Origin of the sequence: Pseudidiomarina sp. PP-1MA (assembly GCF_041200125.1) — a bacterium.
GTDB classification, from domain to species: domain Bacteria; phylum Pseudomonadota; class Gammaproteobacteria; order Enterobacterales; family Alteromonadaceae; genus Pseudidiomarina; species Pseudidiomarina fusca.
On record NZ_CP165718.1, the window covers coordinates 1,690,700 to 1,707,507 of the forward strand.

Consider the following 16,808-nt stretch of genomic DNA (forward strand, 5'->3'; position numbering starts at 1 on the left):
TAAATGAAACACTTACTTAACTTTCGGCCGCAGGCGGCCATGGGCTACAGCGATGCACAAAGGTTGCTTTTACTGCTTCTGCTTAAGCTTGCTGGGTATCCACGCAAGTTATGTCCAAGCAGCTGCTGAGCAGCCCTTACACACCATCCGCTTCGTGGGCTCAGAAAACTACCCACCGCTGCAATGGCAACACCCCGAACAAGGGGCGCAAGGCTTTATTGTTGATTTAGAGCAAGCCTTGGTAGCGAACACAGGAATCCTTGTCGAGCAACACTTAATGCAATGGGAAGATGCTCTAGCGGCAGTGCAACAAGGCGATGCCGACGTGGTTGCCCTCATTCCATCAGCAGCTCGTGCTAGTACCTTTGATTTTTCTGAGCCTTTTTATTACGTCGCTCACGCCATTTTTTCAGGCGCTAGTACAGGCGCTGAAACAGCCAGCTACGGTAGCTTTGCCCAACTTGAAGGAAAACGAGTCGCGGTTGCCGCGGGTGCCTATGCCGAACAACAATTGCGTGATACTAATTATTCATTCACCCTTGTGCGCGCTGAAGATGAGCTTCACTGCTTGCAATTAGTGGTTAAACAGCGCGCCGATGCCTGCGTTGAAGTCACTACCACCTCAAAACATTTGATTGCCAATCACCAGCTCCCCGTGCAGCAAACTAGCCCGCCCTTCTGGCCTCTCGCTTATAGTTTTGGGGTTAAAAAAGGCAACCAACAGATGCTGACTTTTATCAATCAGCAACTAGGGGTATTACAAATTGACGGGCGCTACCGCGAGATTTACCAGCGCTGGCAACCGCAACTAGAATGGCAACCCCGCACTTTTACAGATAATTTGAAAGCTGTCGCTTGGTTGCTCGGAGCATTACTGCTGCTGGCTGGGGCTGGTTGGGCATGGAGCTATTCACTGAAAAGCCAAGTTCGCTTTAAAACCTTACGCATCCAGAAAGAGCTTAACGCTAGGCGCAAACTCAATCTAAAATTACAATATCATGCAGAACACGATATCGTAACCGGCTTATATAACCGCTTGGCTTTCAGTAAAAAAGTGCAGCAGCGGTTGCACCAAGAATCACCGGCTGCCTTTGCTGTGGTAGTCATAAAAATTGCAAATTTAGAGTCCATTACCACAGTGTTTAGTTACCCCGTAGCCAACGATCTCCTGATTGAATTTTCTGAACGGTTACGAAAACAAGGATTTATTTTTGCGGCTCATTTTGGCGTTGGCTTATTTGCGGCTGTAGCAGAGGCTGAGCTGACCAACGAACGGCTCGTTGAATTAGCCATGCAACCGCTACAATTCAAATCATTAGATTTTGAGCCGGTTTTAGCATTTGGTATTACGCGCTATCCAAGCAACTTCACCCAAAGCCTCGCCGCACAAATGTTAGTCAAACCGCCAACTGCCGATGAACTGTTACGACAAGCGCTAACTGCGGTTTCGATCGCACGAAAAGCCGGCCATACTTGGCTAGAATATCAGCCAGAGATTGAGCCTAATGCCGATGATTTACGTCTGCTTAAAGAATTTCACGAACATGGCATGCGCGATTTTTATCTGGTTTATCAACCCAAACTTGATTTAAGTAGTGAGCAAATCACTGGGGTTGAAGTTTTACTACGTTGGAATCATCCAACCCTTGGCCTCATTGCGCCCACCAAGTTTATTCCGCTGTTTGAAGAATCTGGATTAATTAAACAAGTGACTCGCTGGGTGATTCGACAAACGGTGGCCAGTATGCAACGTCATCAACTTTGTCAGCGTGGCCTGCATGTGAGTGTCAATGTATCCACCCGCGATTTAACTGAAGCAGGCTTTGTTAGTTTTGTAAAACAGGCAGTGCAAGATATTGATGCCCATTGCTTGCAATTTGAAATCACTGAAACCGGCTTGATTGACGACTCTGAACGGGCCCTAGAGGTACTCACACAACTAAGCGAGTTGGGAATCAAATGTGCGGTGGATGATTTTGGTACCGGCAATTCATCCATTTCCTATTTAAGTAAATTTCCGGTGGCCGAACTCAAACTCGATCGCAGTTATGTGTTCGATATCAATAACAACGACCGCAACTTAAAAATTGTTAAATCTAGTATCGACTTAGCGCATGCGTTAGGGCTAAAGGTGACCGCAGAAGGAGTTGAGGATTTCGCTGCCATTACTTTGTTAAAACAGCTAGGCTGTGAAAAAGCCCAGGGCTACGTGATTGCTCGCCCCCTCGCCGAGCATGACTTTATCGCTTTGGTTAACAGCCCTTTTCAATGGTCAGCTTCCAGCTAGAGTATTAAGCCCCAATGTTTGGCCGTACGCTTCACTGCTTCAACGTTTTCTGACGCTAAAATGCGGATGGGAGTTTGTGCGTACTGTTTGGGTAGTTCAAGGTGTTGTTGTAACCAAGCCACCATAGCTTCACCCGAGTGAATGGTGGTCACGCCACCAAAGTACTGAGCAATTTGCTCAGCAATTAACGGAAAATGCGTGCAACCCAATAACACCACATCAGGCTTCGTCAAAGAGCTGAAGTAATGACGCATGGTCTCCTGCAAAATTGGCCCATCAAATAAAGCTTCTTCTACAATCGGCACAAACAACGGGGTCGCAATAGCATCCATCTGCTCCACCCCAAGCGCCTGAATACGATGTTGATAGGCACCTGAGGCTATGGTTGAACGAGTCGCAATAATTAATACCCGGGTCTGCTCGGTCACCGTCCCTAATTGCTGCAATGCCATCACACCAGGTTCTAGCACCCCATACACAGGCTTATTAGAAAACTGCTGCATAGCTTCTAGCGCTGTTACACTGACAGTATTACAGGCCACCACCACGCAATCCACATCGGCCCCGTTAAAAAACTCAACAGCCTCAAGTGCGTAGCGCGTGACAGTCGCCTTATCTTTGTTGCCATAGGGAACACGAGCGGTATCACCAAAATAAGTGATTTCGCTGAACAAGCCACTTTGCTGCAACGACTTAGCCACGGTTAAACCGCCAACCCCACTGTCAAACACGCCTACTTTCATGGTTTTCTCTTCATTGATTACTAGCTGCTTTGGCGTTTTACAAACTGCGATTTCAACATCATGTCGCCGGCGCCATCTACCTTGCAATCGATGTCATGGTCGCCATCGGCAAAGCGCTTAATTGTTGCCTTGGTACCCACTTTCAACACCAACGACGAACCTTTAACTTTTAAGTCTTTAATTAACGTCACTTTGTCGCCTTCGGCCAACGGCGTGCCATTGGCGTCTTTCACTTGAACGGTAGTCTCTTCAGCCACTTCATTCGGGTTCCACTCATAGGCACACTCGGGGCAAATCAACAATGCTTGGTCTTCGTAAACATAACTTGAATTACATTTTGGGCAATTGGGTAGGCTCATAATTTTACTTCTTTTAATTAGGCAGATAAGAGTAGCCTGATCATAGCGCTTCTTGTGCATCAAAAGAAAGCGCAGAAAGGAAATCGAGAGCAAAAGATAGTGTTACTTGTGTAAAACTATTAGAGTAAAACCACCCTTATTCACTATCATCGGACCAAGATCATGAAAAAACTGCTCATAATTAGCCTAGTATTTGGTTGTTTGTATAGTCAGCCCCTGTTTGCTCAAACAACAGCGCAAGCGAATGCAACTGAGCAAGTGCAACAGGAAGTGCAAGAAGCCATTGAAACCTTTTTGTATGGCGCCAGTGTGAATGATAGCGCTGCGCACCGTGCCTTTTGGTCAGAACAATTAACCTACACCAGTTCAAGCGGCACACGTTTTGGCTGGCCTGAACTCGCGCAAGGCTTCAGCGAAGCACCGCCGCTTACAGAAAGCGAAGTTACTGCTTGGTACACCGGTGAAGACTTTGAATTTAAACGCTTTGGCGACGCCATCTTGGTGAATTTCACCTTGGTTCTTACTCCCGTAGATAGCACCGAACCCACCCAGCGATTCTACAATACCGGCGTCTTGCAAAAGCAACACGGCCAATGGCGCGCCGTGAATTGGAACGCCACGAAAGCTATGACCAAATAATGCTGCGACTTGTTGTGCCTTGAGCCTACTAACAGGCCAGTTGTTGCAGCTATATTGCGCAACTTGGCTTACCTAGAACTCTTTGGTCTGGCTTATAGCTTTTTCGAATTGATCGTTTTCCCGGGTATAAGCTGTAATAAGCACATCAAAATGTCACCAGATTGAGTAACCGGGAGCCAAATGCGCAACATAGTTATACTGCACGAAAACGACGAGTGGTTAGTACCGCTGCGAGCTGAATTTGCCAAGCGCGAAGTCACGGCCATGGAATGGTTTTTAGATACCGGCACGGTCGCTTTTGATGAAGCCCCTGCTGATGCGGTTTATTACAACCGTATGAGTGCATCCTCACACACCCGTGGTCACCGCTTTGCCCCTGAGTTAACGCGTGCGGTACTGACACGACTGGAAAGCTTTGGCCGCACTGTTGTTAACAATAGCCAAGTGTTAGCGTTTGAAGTGTGCAAATTATCACAGTATGCCGCCTTGCAACGCGCCGGTCTCAAGGTGCCACGAACACATGCTGTGGTTGGCAAACAGCATCTTGTTGCCGCAGCACAAGCATTCAACCAATGGCCGCTTATTATCAAACCGAACCGCGGTGGTAAAGGTTTGGGCGTACAGCGGTTTGAGTCTGTTGAAACGCTGAAGAACTATTTGGCCCGTACCGATCTTGATGAACCCCTTGATGGTATTTGGCTGTTGCAAGAATACATTCAGCCCCAACAGCCCTTTATTACCCGCGCCGAATTTATTGGCCGCAAGTTTTTATACACAGTTCAAGTCAATACCGAAGATGGCTTTGAACTCTGCCCGGCGGATAACTGCTCTATTGAAGATCAGTTCTGTCCAACCGGCGAGCAAGCCCATAAGTTCTCGATTACCGAGCGCTTCAACAACCACGACATTATTGCCAAGCTTGAAGGCTTCTTAGAAGCGAATCAAATAGACGTGGCTGGTATTGAGTTCATAGAAAATGCTACCGGTGAGTTGTTTGTCTACGACGTAAACACCAACACCAATTATAACCAAGCCGCTGAACAGCGCGCCGGTGTTGCCGCTACGGGTATGGGCGCCCTCGCCGATTACCTGATAGAGCTGGCTCGTGACTAAGAAGCAACATTTACCCAGCAAAGTCTGCCCCGTTTGCCAACGCCCATTCAATTGGCGCAAAAAATGGGAACGCTGCTGGGAGGAAGTTATCTATTGCTCAGAGCGCTGCCGCCGCTCGAAAACAAAAAAGCCGCTCGAATGAGCGGCTTTTTATTGGAATTGGTGGAGCTGGCGGGAGTTGAACCCGCGTCCGCAATACCTACATCCTCGGTCCTACATGCTTAGTTTGTCATTTAGTTAATCACCAAGTCGCCGACAAACAGGCTACTTAAGGTGACGATCCCGATTGGTTTTAACGCTTTGGCTACGGGCGAAGCCTCCACGCGAGTCTGCTTTGGGGTGAACCGACTGATCCTAGTCTCACAGACAAAGCGCTAGGGGTCGGACTCAGCGGGTTATTAAGCCGCTAAAGCGTAGTTGTCGTCGTTTGCAACTATTATGTTGAGGCTTTTTACGAGGCCAGCCTCACCTCGGCATGCACCTTGGGTTTCGTGTATCCCGTCGAATCCAGATCAGCCCCTAAGGTTAACTTGTCAAAGTCTATCACTGATATGGTGCTGCTGTCAGCAATTTCAAGTGCTAGCAACGTAAATAAAAATCTGCGCCATATTGCGTTAGATATTTGTTTTCTCGTATTCTAGCCGCCGTCGATAATAACAACAATAAAGGATAACTTTGTGCGTCACTTTTTATTGCTTAGCAGCCTATTATTTTTAGCTGGCTGTACTGCAGCTCCCTACTTTCAAGCACCGGCACCTGCTTTAAATGCAAATCAAGAAATCAGTTATCAGCTGTTTACCAATGAAAGCATAAAAACTGCAAGCCATATGCAGGTTCATCTCGACGAAGCTAAAGACATTGCCTACGTGCAGAGCTTTGGCGGTGGCGGCGTGGCGGTTGGCGTCGCCTTCGGGCCACTGGGTGTGCTAGCTAACATTGGCATGATCCAAGCTGAAACCGACGCTGACCTTGAGCAGCTCTATGGCAAATTGCCCTTGCCAGTGGCGGATATGTTTAGTCAAGCCGCGACCAAGCAAGCCATGCAACACAATGCAAACTCAGAGGTACGCTTTCATCCCTTTGTTTTGGTTGTTCGCGATGAGGATGAAATGCTTCGTATGGGTACGGCGTTAATTGTTGAGGTTGCGCAAGCTGATGGCAGCGTTTGGGGCGGTCGTTATACTCATCAAACCTCGTTACACCTGCCTCTTGCCGATATCGCCGATGGTATGAACGACACCGAACATACCACCGTTCATGGCGCGCTAGAACAGAGCTTTGAAGAGATCCTAGCACTCTACCTTAACGATCGCATGGGTAACTATATCGAGTCTGACCATGTGGTGATTTCGTCAACGTTTTTATCACCTCGGTTTAAGCTTGAAGTTAACGGTAAGGTACTTGAGCGCCATAGCGACCGTGTCACCTTGCGCTCTGGCGCTGGCTTAATATCGCTGCCACTTGATGACAGTTTAACCATGAAAAACGCGACGGTTAAAAAGCCCAAAGCTAGCAGCAAATCTTAAGCTTTATCACTACTCTCCCAATTAACCCGGCGCGCGGCTCAGCACCACAGCTGCGCGCTGCTTACGCTTACCAAAACCAAAGGCTCGTTTAAAGGTAGCGATAGGAATGGGAATGTATTGCCGTTCTGCGGGCGATTGCCAGGCAAAGGTATCTTGGTCTGGGTCATTAATGTAAACATAATGCTCGTCGGCGGCACATATAAGCACCCAGTGTGGGGCCTTGCTTTCATCGAACACATAAGTACTTATCAGAGCAATGACTAACTTACCCTGCTGTAAATCTGCCATGAGTTGTGCGACTGGGTATTCACCAATAACAATAGGTACTTGCTCTCGTTCTAAAGCGGCGATATCGGCTTCTTGAATACGTGCCATGATTTGCTTCTTATCGCTACTACGCACCGAATCTAACAGCAAAGGGCCAGCTTCGCTAACATGCAGTTCTACTTGTAAACCGCGCTTTAACGCTGCCCGCGCCAGCCCATGTGGACCGCAACCGCCATGCCCAGATGTCATAAAAATGGTCGTTGCTTCGCGCCAGATTTCTAACTCTTCATGATGAGCATCTGCACACGCGATATCAAAGTAAGCCATAGCCATCAAAAGACTAGCAGGGCCACAGGTAAAATCGGTGGTTTGGGTGCGATAAGGGACTAAGCGGGCCTGCTCTTGATCTAAATCACTTCGCTTAAATTGCGGTAACAATTTTTGTAGCACCACCGCATCGCTATCATCTTCGTAATATTCAGCACGGATTTCCATATCGTAGTAGCCGGCTGCGTGATACATCTGCAAAGCCGCCATGTTGTCTACTTTTACTTCCAGACGCATAAACAAGCAGAAGCGCTCATCGGCAGCATCTTCTGCTGCCTGCAACAGCTGCCGACCGTAGCCACGACGACGGAATTCTGGATGCACCGCTAAGGAATACAAGCGAGCAAGCTCGGTAGCTTGGCGATACAACACAATGAAGTAACCGACCACTTGGTCATCGACACAAAGCACCTGAAAATCGCCCACACCTTGGTCGATAAAACGCTTAAAACTGCGCGCACTGATTCGGTCAGTAGTATAACTCAACGTTTCTATCTGACTCAGTTGTGCGACATCGGCGCGTGTCGCTTGGCGTAAAACGACACTGTATTTCTGTATATTTTTCATCAATTTAGCTCATATGGCTTATTGTATTAAACACGCCGACCTGATAAATTCTCGGCGCTTTTAATGAAGCACGACTAAGTGTCTGGTTAACGCTATTATCCGCTTTAAGTTAGCGCTAATACAATCACTCAATAAACAAACAAAAAAAATAAGTAAAATAAGGATATTTGCAATGAATCAAAGTAAGTGGATGGTGGCAATGTTGGCGGCTGTAATGGCTTCCGGTTGTTCAAGTATTGTAAGTAAATCAGATTACCCCGTTAGTTTCGACTCAACCCCAAGTGGCGCTGCCTATGTGTTAACTAACAGCAAGGGTATCCGCGTCGACTCAGGTATTACGCCAGCAACTGTAACTCTGCCTTCATCAGCCGGCTATTTTCAAGGCGAAAAATACACCTTAAGTGTAAGTATGCAAGGCTATAGCAGTCGCGATTATACGTTCACTGCAAGTTTAGATGGTTGGTATTTTGGTAATTTATTGTTTGGTGGTTTACCCGGCATGTTGATTGTAGATCCACTTACTGGGGCTATGTTCAATCTGCCTGAACATGTTCATGTGCCTCTTGATGCCAGCAATAACAACAAGGGTCAGGTGGTTAAAATTGGTTTTATGGAAGACCTAACCCCGGCTGAAAAACAGCGTTTGGTGCCCATCACCGCGCAATAATCCTGTCGCACCCTCCGGGCGAAAGTGATAAACTAACGCGCAAATTTTTAGCAACGCTTGTTGCTGCTCGAGAGCGCTATGCTCAGGGCTAGTAACAAGCCGTTGCTCATTCTGCTACGCTGAGGACCGCCCGTGAGTACTACAAAACCTTCTTTAAGTTACAAAGATGCTGGTGTTGATATTGATGCAGGTAATGCTTTAGTTGAGCGCATTAAAGGCGTCACCAAACGTACCAAGCGCCCAGAAGTGATGGGTAACATTGGTGGTTTTGGGGCTTTGTGCGAATTACCCACCAAATACAAACAGCCGGTTTTAGTTTCTGGTACCGATGGCGTAGGCACTAAATTACGGTTAGCTATCGACCTTAAAAAGCATGACACCGTAGGTATCGATTTGGTCGCTATGTGTGTAAACGATTTGATTGTGCAAGGTGCTGAGCCCCTCTTCTTCCTCGACTATTATGCCACCGGTAAACTCGATGTAGACGTAGCAGCCGATGTGGTGACTGGTATTGGTGAAGGCTGTGTGCAAGCTGGTTGTGCCTTGATTGGCGGTGAAACCGCGGAAATGCCTGGCATGTACGAGCATGGCGATTATGACATTGCAGGCTTTTGTGTAGGTGTTGTCGAAAAAGACCGTATTATTGACGGCACTAAAGTCGCACCAGGTGATGCATTAATTGCCTTGGCTTCTTCTGGCGCCCACTCCAATGGCTACTCGTTAGTACGTAAAATTCTAGCTGTAAGCGAGACTGACCCAAGCACCACCATGCTTGATGGCAAGCCATTAGCAGAGCACTTATTAGCCCCTACCAAAATCTACGTCAAATCTGTACTAGCCATGTTGGAGCAGGTTGACGCTCACGCTATTTCGCATATTACGGGCGGTGGTTTCTGGGAGAATATCCCACGCGTCTTACCAGATGCTGCGAAGGCGGTCATCGATGGTAGCAGCTGGCAGTGGCCGTTGGTATTTAACTGGTTACAAGAGCAAGGTAACGTGACCACCAAAGAAATGTATCGTACCTTTAACTGCGGCGTGGGTTTAATCATTGCTGTAGCGGCTGATCAAGCAGAGTTAGCGATTCAACTATTACGTGAGCATGGCGAAGATGCCTGGCAGATTGGTGAAGTTGCAGCTCGCGTTGGCAACGAAGCGCAAGTAGAAATTAATTCATGAAGCGCATTGTTGTTTTAATCAGTGGTTCTGGCACCAACATGCAGGCCTTGGTTGAGGCCTGTCAGGCCGGCAAAGTGGCTGGCCAAGTGGTCGCTGTGATCAGCAACAAAGCAGAAGTGGCAGGCTTAGAAAAAGCCGCTGCTGCTGGCATTGCAACGGCGGTGCTATCTCATCGAGAGTTTGCGACGCGCGAACTCTACGATGCCCAGTTACAGCAGTTGGTAGATAGCTATCAGCCTGATTTAGTGGTTTTAGCTGGCTTTATGCGAATTCTTACCGCTGACTTTACCCGTCATTACCATGGTCGCATGCTTAATATTCATCCCTCTTTGTTGCCTAAATACAAGGGCGTAAACACCCATCAACGGGCGCTCGATGCTGGTGATGAAGAACACGGTGTGAGTGTGCACTTTGTTACTGAAGAGTTAGATGGCGGACCCGTGATCTTGCAGGCAAAAGTGCCTATTTTTGCTGATGACACCGCCGCTGATTTGCAAGCTCGTGTGCATACGCAAGAGCATGCGATTTATCCGTTAGTGGTGCATTGGTTTTGTAGCGGCAGGTTGCATCTGAGCGCTGAAGGTGCGGTGCTGGATGGGCAGTTATTAGGCCCGGCTGGTTACGCTGAAGACTAATCTGCCCTGTTGCTTATGGCTTACAGAGCTGATTGCCTCTCTTACTGTCTTTCTTACTATCTCTCTTACTGCCTCAGTAGTTGCCTCAGTAATAGCGAGGCAACTTCGTCACCATCTTTGCGCTGTGTCATCTTCACTAGCATATAATCCAACTCAGGCGCTAACCAATAGTCCGTTTCGCGCCGCGAGTTCTCGCGCACGCGCACCACTTTTATGGCCTCGATATCACCGTAGGGTAAACGCAAGGTTTCACGCGCCTGCACTGCATAGATAAGCTCATCCGCTTGGCCTTTTTCATCCAATACGTGGTAAGTTAATTCAGCCCCATTATCAGCCTCGGCTACATCTAACCGTAATTGCTCAATATGTGAGGCTTCGTCAATCCGTTGCGCCAACCAAGGCAGACTTAGAGGCTGCTGTGTAGCCTGATCGATAATCTGTTGTTGCGACCAATCAAAGGTTCCAGCAAAGCCTTTATCGCGCCCGGTACCTGTGCGTTTGTATTGCATGGATTGCGATTGCACTTTGCCTTCGTGCAGCACAAATTCGCTCCAAAACCGGCGCCGATCAGATAAAAACAATAAACTTATCTCAGTTTCTGTGTAGAGACTGTAGGTGTTTTTATTAGCATCGTAACTGAGTTCGCGCACTGCTTCACCATATTGACTACCGCCACGATGTACCTCGTACCTAGCCTCGTAAGGCTGCAACAGGTCTGGCTCTGCCGCCACTGCCTCGCTCATCGAGAGCGACAACAACAGAGCGATACTAGTAACTGCAGAGAGGTAGCTCAAAGTGCTGCTGTGAATCGGTAAGCCCAGCTTGCGCAAAATCGCCATCGTTGTGTTCCCCATCGTTGCTTGCTAGCAGTTTACCCACTGTAGCTTAACTAGTGGCTGCTGTTAACAGTCAATCAGACCCATACTTGACTAAATAGTTTAACTGCTTGTTCGCTGCCAGGCATTAATTTCACTTGAAAATAGTGATCAAATTGACTACCCTCGTCGTATCATTACTGGTCAGACCTCTAACATTATAACGGAGTCGAAACATGAGTGTCGCCTTATGGGTTATAGCCACCCTAGTGGTACTAGGTGGTTTTTTATATTTTCGCAGTTCATTGCTAGCCACCAGCTTAGGCTTGGTGGGTATGTTTGCCATTGGTAGTTGGTTCGATATTGTCGGCCCAGTGCTATGGACGCTACTAGCTATTATCTTAATTCCGCTTAACTTTACGGCGTTTCGTCGTGGCGTCTTGTCAAAAGCCTTATTAGGTGCGTACCGCAAAGTGATGCCGGAAATCTCCGAAACCGAGAAAGATGCTATCGATGCCGGTACTACTTGGTGGGAAGGTGAATTATTCCGTGGTGCTCCAAAGTGGAAGAACCTGCACAGCATTCAAAAAGCCGAACTGTCAGCAGAAGAACAAGCTTTTCTTGACGGTCCTTGTGAAGAAGTTTGCAAAATGCTGAATGACTGGGAAGCCACTCATGAGCTAGCCGACATGCCTGAAGATGTGTGGCAATATCTTAAAGATCACAAATTCTTCGCGATGATCATCAAGAAAGAATACGGTGGTTTAGAGTTTTCAGCTTATGCGCAATCTCGAGTGTTACAAAAACTGGCTGGGGTAAGTACTATCTTGGCTTCAACCGTAGGTGTTCCTAACTCGTTAGGTCCAGGTGAGTTGTTGCAACATTACGGCACCAAGGAGCAAAAAGACCATTACTTGCCGCGCTTAGCGAATGGCCAAGAAATTCCATGTTTTGCGCTAACAAGCCCAGAGGCTGGTTCAGATGCTGGATCTATTCCAGACACTGGAGTTATCTGTAAAGGCCAGTGGAACGGTGAAGAAATCGTTGGTATTAAGCTTAACTTTAATAAGCGTTACATTACGTTAGCTCCAGTAGCTACCGTGTTAGGCTTAGCGTTCAAACTGTATGACCCTGAGCATTTATTAGGTGATAAAGAAGAGCTAGGTATCACTGCCGCTCTGATTCCGCGTGATACCGCTGGCGTTGATATCGGTCGCCGTCACTTCCCACTCAACGTACCATTCATGAATGGTCCGATTCGTGGTGAAGACGTGTTTGTACCCTTAGATTATATTATCGGTGGTCCAAAAATGGCCGGTAAAGGCTGGCGCATGTTGGTTGAATGTCTGTCGGTAGGCCGTGCTATTACTTTACCTTCTAATAGTGCTGGTGGGGTTAAATCTATCGCGTTAGCAACCGGTGCTTATTCATACATTCGCCGCCAATTCCGCTTACCTGTTGGTAAAATGGAAGGTGTACAAGAAGCACTAGCTCGTTTAGCTGGTAACGCCTACTTGATGGATGCAGTCACCAGTTTCTCTACCAAGGGTATTGATTTAGGCGAGAAGCCGTCGGTGATCTCAGCCATCGCTAAATATCACATGACAGAAAAACTGCGTGCCTGTATGGACGACGCCATGGATGTCCATGGTGGTAAAGCCATCTGTTTAGGTCCGAATAACTACTTAGGCCGCGGTTACCAAGGCGTACCGGTAGCTATTACGGTAGAAGGTGCAAACATCCTTACCCGTAACCTGATGATCTATGGTCAAGGTGCAATTCGCTGCCATCCTTATGTACTAGAAGAAATGCTAGCCTCAGCTGAGACCGGCAAAGCTGGTCTAGAACGCTTTGATAAAGCTATCTGGGGTCACATTGGCTTTGGCATGAGTAACTTTGTTCGTTCTTTGGTACTTGGTTTAGGTTTCTGGCGCTTCAGTAACGCACCATACGGTGATAGTACTGCTCAATACTACAAGCAAATGAACCGTTTCAGTGCCAACTTAGCGCTGCTTTCTGACGTAGCTATGGGTGTCTTAGGTGGTTCATTGAAGCGTAAGCAACGCATTTCTGCACGCTTAGGCGATATGTTGAGCTACTTGTTTATTGCGTCTGCCACACTCAAGCGTTTTGAAGACGAAGGCCGTCAGCAAGCTGATTTACCTTTGTTACATTGGGCACTGCAAGATACCTTGTACAAGCTTCAAGAAAGCCAATTAGCGCTATTAGATAATTTTGGTGGTGTTGGTGCGGTCATGAAAGCTGTCATGTATCCATTTGGTCGCATGGTGAAACGTCCATCGGATAAGCTGGATAGCAAAGTGGCGAAAATCTTGCTGAAGCCAAACGAAAGCCGTGAACGTCTTGGCGCAGGTCAGTTCTTATCACCAGAGGGTCAGTTTGGCTATTTAGAGCAAACCTTGCGTGACATCATTGCTGCTGAAGAGTTGTTTGATCGAGTACGCAAAGCTGCGGATAACCGCCGCCTGCCATTCATGTTCTTGGATAAAGTGGCTGAACAAGGTAAACAGCTTGGCGTATTAAACGACGATGAAGTAGCCTTGCTACAACGTGCTGAAGCAGGTCGCTTACGAGTGATCAACGTGGACGATTTTGCTCACGAAGACCTATTAGCCGGCAAAGCAGCACGTGACTATGCCCTAGCTCAAGCGAATAAAGCCGCTGACGCTGCCTAATCTTGATTAGGGTCAGAGTGCTTTAAATAGCACCAATCAAAGGCCAATCCTCGCGATTGGCCTTTTTTATGTGTACAATTCAGCGCTTGAAACGATTCGAAACCTACTATAAGTACAAACAACAGGAGCTTTTATTGCATGCCGCAAGCATCCTCGACAGCAACTAAAAGAGGCGCCTTTACGCGTTTTCTCGATACAGTAGAATATTTGGGCAACCTACTGCCCCACCCCATTACCCTTTTTGCATTATTTGCCATTGGTATTGTGCTGTTGAGCGGCATTGCCAGTTATTTTGGCTTAAGTGCTCTTGATCCCCGTCCAGGTGGTGCCGAGATTGAGGTGGTGAGCTTACTCAATGCCGAAGGTATTCAACGCATTGTTACTGGTTTGGTGACCAACTTTACCGGTTTTACCCCATTAGGTACGGTATTAGTGGCATTACTAGGGGTAGGTATTGCTGAACGTTCAGGCTTGTTATCAGCAGCAATGCGAGGGCTCGTCATGAACGCTCATCCGCGCGTCGTTACCGTCGCTGTGGTCTTTTCTGGGGTTATTTCTAATACCGCAGCCGAGCTAGGTTACGTGGTCTTGGTACCGCTTGCCGCAATGATTTTCCATTCCCTCGGGCGCCATCCATTAGCTGGTATGGCTGCAGCTTTCTCTGGCGTATCTGCCGGTTATAGCGCTAACTTGCTGATTGGTACCGTCGACCCGCTCTTAGCTGGTATCACCACCAAAGCTGCCAACCTGATTGATCCTGACTATTATGTAGGCCCTGAAGCTAACTGGATGTTTATGTTCGCTTCTACCTTTTTAATTGCCATTATGGGTACCTTAGTTACTGAGAGAATCGTCGAACCTAAACTAGGTAAATACGATCCGAAAGAAGCGACTATCAACCTTAAAGAACAAACGATTGAACCACTCTCTAAGCTAGAAAAACGTGGTTTGATTGGAGCCGGTTTAAGCTTTTTAGCACTGGGCGGCTTGTTGGCCTTAACCATAGTGCCTGAGTGGGGCATTTTACGTCACCCTGAAACGGGCGAAGTAGCTGGCTCACCTTTCTTAAAAGGCATAGTGACCTTTATTTTTATCACTTTTGCTATTCCTGGCTTTGTTTACGGCCGTATCACCAACGTCATGCGCACAGACCGCGATGTGATTGATGCGATGTCTGATAGCATGAGTACCATGGGCATGTACATTGTGCTGGTGTTTTTTGCGGCGCAGTTTGTAGCCTTCTTCGGGTGGACTAACTTTGGTAGCATTCTTGCCATTAAAGGTGCCACCTTCTTACAGGATGTGGGATTAACCGGCCCTGCGGTGTTTATTCTGTTTATTCTGATGTGTGCGTTCGTCAACCTGATGCTAGGCTCGGCATCGGCACAGTGGGCCATTACAGCACCGATTTTTGTCCCTATGCTGATGTTGATTGGCTACGCTCCAGAGGTCATTCAAGCAGCTTATCGAATTGGTGACTCGGTCACCAACATCATCACCCCTATGATGAGCTATTTCGGGCTTATTTTAGCGGTCGCGGTACGCTACAAAAAGGATACCGGGATTGGGACCATGATTGCGATGATGCTGCCTTACACGATTGTTTTCTTATTAGGTTGGGCAAGTTTCTTCTTTATCTGGGTATTTGGCTTAGAGCTACCGGTGGGCTGGTGGGGAACACCTACTTATTACACGCCTTAAGTTGTCGGGAAAATATCAACCCAGCCATAAAAAAGCCGCGCGAACTTTCGAGCGGCTTTTTCGTTGGATAACTATAGCTTCAATCCCTATCTAGAGCCTTAGGCTGGACGGCGTAAGACTCGATACATGACCACCGCAGTAAGACCGCAGGCTCCCATCATATAAAGCATAGCTAACGGGTCGTAGTGTCCCAGCACATTCACCAACGCAGAAATAATGCCAGCAATCAAGAATTGCAGACTTCCGGTTACTGCAGAAGCCGAACCGGCTCGCTCTTGCTGCTCTGCTAACGCTCCTGCCATGGCATTTGGAAACACCATACCTAGCGTGCTGATGTACATAAAGAGTGGGATAATAACGCCCCAAAAGCCCCAGTTATAATGCCCGGCGATAAACAGTACTAAGGCAATCAAACCCAATACTGGCAGTGATTTATTCAGAATTTTGCGAGAATCATGACGTCGTAATAACCACGCATTCAATTGCGATAGCCCAATAATGCCTACAGCATTTAAGCCAAAGAGCCAACTATAATGGGTGGGCGACAAACCAAAGTGTTCAATAAACACCAAGGGGGATGCGGTGATGTAGGCAAACATGCCTGATTGGGCTATGCCACCACTTAACGAATAACGCAAAAAGCTGCGGTCGCGCAGAACGCCCCAATAAATGGGCAAACTTGATCTAATTCGTACGGCTTGGTTGGGTAAACGTGTTTCTGGCAAGCGAATATGAACTATCGCCAAACACGCTACCGCTAGCGCGGCCACAATAATAAAAATAGCTTGCCAACCAAACGCAGCAGTAACATAAGCGCCCATCAAGGGCGCTAAGATCGGTGCTATCCCCATCACCAAAATCAAAAACGAAAACACCTGGGCTGAAGCTTGTGGCGTATACAAATCTCGCACCATAGCTCGCGCAATAACCATGCCTGCACAAGAGCCTATCGCCTGTAAAAATCGCAACACAATGAGGCTTTCAAGATTGGGCGCATAAGCACAAGCAAGGGAGGTAACAATATACAACGCCAAGCCAAAATAAAGAGGCGGTTTTCGACCAAACCGATCCGATGCTGTTCCGTACAGTAACTGGCCAATAAAGAGGCCGAGAAAAAATGACGTTAGCGATAACTCAACACGATTCGTAGGTGTATTGTAGCTTTCGGCGATAGCACCGAAAGCTGGTAAATACATATCAATAGAGAGCGGACCAAAAGCAGTGAGTAGCGCCAGCACCACCACCACAATATCAAAGCGTGCTGTATTAGATACGGTTACCGGCATG

General features: G+C 47.5%; 15 protein-coding genes and 1 other RNA gene. 10 read left to right on the forward strand and 6 right to left on the reverse strand.

Annotated elements, in window-relative coordinates:
- Positions 1 to 52 precede the first annotated feature (52 nt).
- A complete protein-coding gene (locus AB8S08_RS08070) occupies positions 53 to 2,287 on the forward strand; it encodes a putative bifunctional diguanylate cyclase/phosphodiesterase (protein WP_369742451.1) in 2,235 nt (744 codons plus the stop codon).
- Here AB8S08_RS08070 and murI read toward each other — a convergent pair.
- Positions 2,284 to 3,030: a glutamate racemase gene (murI, locus tag AB8S08_RS08075; protein WP_369742452.1), complete on the reverse strand. Its 747-nt coding sequence runs from the start codon at positions 3,028 to 3,030 to the stop codon at positions 2,284 to 2,286. The two genes, AB8S08_RS08070 and murI, sit on opposite strands and share 4 nt — an antisense overlap.
- 20 nt (positions 3,031 to 3,050) lie before the next feature.
- Entirely contained in the window at positions 3,051 to 3,389 is a 339-nt protein-coding gene (locus AB8S08_RS08080) for a zinc ribbon domain-containing protein YjdM (RefSeq protein WP_110075395.1), read from the reverse strand.
- 162 nt (positions 3,390 to 3,551) lie between these two features.
- On the opposite strand from AB8S08_RS08080, the gene AB8S08_RS08085 reads away from it, so the two are divergent.
- The 3 genes from AB8S08_RS08085 (at position 3,552) to AB8S08_RS08095 (ending at position 5,283) form a co-directional block, all read left to right on the forward strand.
- Complete coding sequence (locus AB8S08_RS08085; RefSeq protein ID WP_369742454.1) at positions 3,552 to 4,028, forward strand: nuclear transport factor 2 family protein; 477 nt, start codon at positions 3,552 to 3,554, stop codon at positions 4,026 to 4,028.
- Positions 4,029 to 4,208: 180 nt separating this feature from the next.
- Complete coding sequence (locus tag AB8S08_RS08090; RefSeq protein ID WP_369742455.1) at positions 4,209 to 5,141, forward strand: RimK family alpha-L-glutamate ligase; 933 nt, start codon at positions 4,209 to 4,211, stop codon at positions 5,139 to 5,141.
- Positions 5,134 to 5,283, forward strand: coding sequence for a DUF2256 domain-containing protein (locus AB8S08_RS08095; RefSeq protein WP_369742456.1), 150 nt, complete (start codon positions 5,134 to 5,136; stop codon positions 5,281 to 5,283). Before AB8S08_RS08090 ends, AB8S08_RS08095 begins: the two co-directional genes overlap by 8 nt.
- An 18-nt stretch (positions 5,284 to 5,301) precedes the next feature.
- Here the strand turns inward: AB8S08_RS08095 and ssrA are convergent.
- Positions 5,302 to 5,661, reverse strand: a transfer-messenger RNA (tmRNA) gene (gene ssrA / locus AB8S08_RS08100).
- Between the two features lie 157 nt (positions 5,662 to 5,818).
- Between ssrA and AB8S08_RS08105 the strand changes: the two genes are divergently transcribed.
- Positions 5,819 to 6,667 (forward strand): hypothetical protein, encoded by an 849-nt coding sequence (locus AB8S08_RS08105; protein WP_110075399.1) that lies wholly within the window; start codon positions 5,819 to 5,821, stop codon positions 6,665 to 6,667.
- A gap of 21 nt (positions 6,668 to 6,688) precedes the next feature.
- Here the strand turns inward: AB8S08_RS08105 and AB8S08_RS08110 are convergent, their stop codons facing one another.
- Positions 6,689 to 7,828, reverse strand: coding sequence for a peptidase C39 family protein (locus AB8S08_RS08110; protein WP_369742457.1), 1,140 nt, complete (start codon positions 7,826 to 7,828; stop codon positions 6,689 to 6,691).
- A gap of 172 nt (positions 7,829 to 8,000) precedes the next feature.
- Here AB8S08_RS08110 and AB8S08_RS08115 point away from each other — a divergent pair, with 172 nt between their 5' ends.
- The 3 genes from AB8S08_RS08115 (at position 8,001) to purN (ending at position 10,309) form a co-directional block, all read left to right on the forward strand.
- Positions 8,001 to 8,495 (forward strand): hypothetical protein, encoded by a 495-nt coding sequence (locus AB8S08_RS08115; RefSeq protein ID WP_369742458.1) that lies wholly within the window; start codon positions 8,001 to 8,003, stop codon positions 8,493 to 8,495.
- 132 nt (positions 8,496 to 8,627) lie between these two features.
- Positions 8,628 to 9,674 carry a phosphoribosylformylglycinamidine cyclo-ligase gene (purM, locus tag AB8S08_RS08120; RefSeq protein WP_369742459.1) on the forward strand — a complete coding sequence of 349 codons (1,047 nt, stop codon included), beginning with the start codon at positions 8,628 to 8,630 and terminating at the stop codon, positions 9,672 to 9,674.
- Positions 9,671 to 10,309, forward strand: a complete 639-nt coding sequence (gene purN / locus AB8S08_RS08125) for a phosphoribosylglycinamide formyltransferase (RefSeq protein ID WP_369742460.1) — start codon at positions 9,671 to 9,673, stop codon at positions 10,307 to 10,309. The genes purM and purN overlap by 4 nt, the downstream gene beginning before the upstream one ends.
- 65 nt (positions 10,310 to 10,374) lie before the next feature.
- Here purN and AB8S08_RS08130 read toward each other — a convergent pair whose 3' ends face one another.
- Positions 10,375 to 11,163 (reverse strand): DUF3108 domain-containing protein, encoded by a 789-nt coding sequence (locus AB8S08_RS08130; protein ID WP_369742461.1) that lies wholly within the window; start codon positions 11,161 to 11,163, stop codon positions 10,375 to 10,377.
- 197 nt (positions 11,164 to 11,360) lie between these two features.
- On the opposite strand from AB8S08_RS08130, the gene fadE reads away from it, so the two are divergent.
- Both fadE and AB8S08_RS08140 read left to right on the forward strand, forming a co-directional pair.
- Positions 11,361 to 13,820, forward strand: a complete 2,460-nt coding sequence (gene fadE / locus AB8S08_RS08135; protein ID WP_153826983.1) for an acyl-CoA dehydrogenase FadE — start codon at positions 11,361 to 11,363, stop codon at positions 13,818 to 13,820.
- 138 nt (positions 13,821 to 13,958) lie between these two features.
- Positions 13,959 to 15,521: an AbgT family transporter gene (locus AB8S08_RS08140; RefSeq protein WP_110075406.1), complete on the forward strand. Its 1,563-nt coding sequence runs from the start codon at positions 13,959 to 13,961 to the stop codon at positions 15,519 to 15,521.
- Positions 15,522 to 15,619: 98 nt separating this feature from the next.
- Here the strand turns inward: AB8S08_RS08140 and AB8S08_RS08145 are convergent, their stop codons facing one another.
- Entirely contained in the window at positions 15,620 to 16,807 is a 1,188-nt protein-coding gene (locus AB8S08_RS08145) for a multidrug effflux MFS transporter (protein ID WP_110075407.1), read from the reverse strand.
- Position 16,808 lies beyond the last annotated feature (1 nt).

Coding starts and splice junctions, on each gene's coding strand:
- AB8S08_RS08070 (WP_369742451.1), top strand. CDS start 53: ATGCACAAAGGTTGCTTTTACTGCTTCTGCTTAAGCTTGCTGGGTATC.
- murI (WP_369742452.1), bottom strand. CDS start 3,030: ATGAAAGTAGGCGTGTTTGACAGTGGGGTTGGCGGTTTAACCGTGGCT.
- AB8S08_RS08080 (WP_110075395.1), bottom strand. CDS start 3,389: ATGAGCCTACCCAATTGCCCAAAATGTAATTCAAGTTATGTTTACGAA.
- AB8S08_RS08085 (WP_369742454.1), top strand. CDS start 3,552: ATGAAAAAACTGCTCATAATTAGCCTAGTATTTGGTTGTTTGTATAGT.
- AB8S08_RS08090 (WP_369742455.1), top strand. CDS start 4,209: ATGCGCAACATAGTTATACTGCACGAAAACGACGAGTGGTTAGTACCG.
- AB8S08_RS08110 (WP_369742457.1), bottom strand. CDS start 7,828: ATGAAAAATATACAGAAATACAGTGTCGTTTTACGCCAAGCGACACGC.
- AB8S08_RS08115 (WP_369742458.1), top strand. CDS start 8,001: ATGAATCAAAGTAAGTGGATGGTGGCAATGTTGGCGGCTGTAATGGCT.
- purN (WP_369742460.1), top strand. CDS start 9,671: ATGAAGCGCATTGTTGTTTTAATCAGTGGTTCTGGCACCAACATGCAG.
- AB8S08_RS08130 (WP_369742461.1), bottom strand. CDS start 11,163: ATGGGGAACACAACGATGGCGATTTTGCGCAAGCTGGGCTTACCGATT.
- fadE (WP_153826983.1), top strand. CDS start 11,361: ATGAGTGTCGCCTTATGGGTTATAGCCACCCTAGTGGTACTAGGTGGT.
- AB8S08_RS08140 (WP_110075406.1), top strand. CDS start 13,959: ATGCCGCAAGCATCCTCGACAGCAACTAAAAGAGGCGCCTTTACGCGT.
- AB8S08_RS08145 (WP_110075407.1), bottom strand. CDS start 16,807: ATGCCGGTAACCGTATCTAATACAGCACGCTTTGATATTGTGGTGGTG.